At 72.6% G+C, this 1,078-nt stretch carries 1 protein-coding gene; it reads left to right on the top strand.

Features of this window, described 5'->3' with window-relative positions:
* The coding region (locus tag AOK24_RS44210; protein WP_159052240.1) for a serine hydrolase at window positions 1-365 on the top strand (365 nt) is incomplete at its 5' end.
* Between the last annotated feature and the right edge of the window lie 713 nt (window positions 366-1,078).

The raw sequence follows: 1,078 nt of genomic DNA, 5'->3' as shown, positions 1-1,078 counted from the left end.
GCGTACACCACGGCAACTCCCCCTCCTGGCGCCGCGCCCAGATCCCCGCCGCGAGCGGCTACGGCAACGCCCGCTCGGTCGCCCTCGTCCAGTCCCGCCGCCTCACCGGCCCCACCCTCGACCTCGCGCGCCGCACCCAGTTCACCGGCGAGGACAGGATCCTCGGCATGTCCGTCCAGTACGGCCTGGGGTACGGCCTCTTCGGCAACGCCCTCGGCTGGGGCGGCTGGGGTGGCTCCCTGGTCCTGGTCGACCCGGACGCCGGTATGACGGTCGCGTACGTGACGAACCAGATGCGCCGACCCGGCGACGACAACCGGGGGTTGGAGATCGTGACGGCGGCGTACGAGGGGCTGGGCCGCTGAGCCACCGCTTTCTCCACCCGCCCCACTGAGCCGCAGCCTCCCCACTCGACCCACTGAGCCGCCGCCTCCCCACTCGCCCCACAAACTCACCACCCCACCACCCGCCCCGCTGAGTTACCGTCCCTCCATGTCGCCCTCGACCAGTGCCCTCGTCGTCGCCGTCGTCGGTGTCGCCGGCACCCTCCTGTCCGGTGTCCTCGCGCACAGAGGCGCGCTGCGCTCCACGTCGATGGAGCTGGAGCACGCGAGGCTGGAGAGGGAGGCGGAACGGGACGCGGTGGAGCGGCGGGAGAACGTGGAGGCGCGCAGGGCGTCGTACGTGCAACTGAACCGGGCGATACGGGAGTTGCACCTGCTGCTGTGGCTGCACCGGGAAGCGCTGGCGACCCGGGCGGCCACCGCGGCGGAGGGCGAGGCGACCTCGGCGGCCGACCTGTCCGCCCAGACCGCCGAACGGGCGGACGCCCAGCGCGAGTTGAGGGAGGCGTACGNNCCAGTTGGCGCGGCACGAGCAGAACTCCCCCGGCGCCCCGGGGTCTCCGGAGTCCCCGGAGTCCTTGGACGAACTCCTCGACCGGCTGAAGAACGCGTCCGAGGGCCTCTACGAAGTCCGCCAGCACATGCGCACAGACCTCGGCATCACGAACCTCCCCATCGAGCGCCCCGAGGACCACGGCGCCGCCTGACCAGGCACCGAGCGCAGAACCCCGCCC

This window comes from Streptomyces niveiscabiei, assembly GCF_001419795.1.
Classification (GTDB): Bacteria; Actinomycetota; Actinomycetes; order Streptomycetales; family Streptomycetaceae; genus Streptomyces; species Streptomyces niveiscabiei.
Note: the sequence above shows the minus strand (reverse complement) of the source record. Positions and strands in the feature narration are given on the sequence as shown.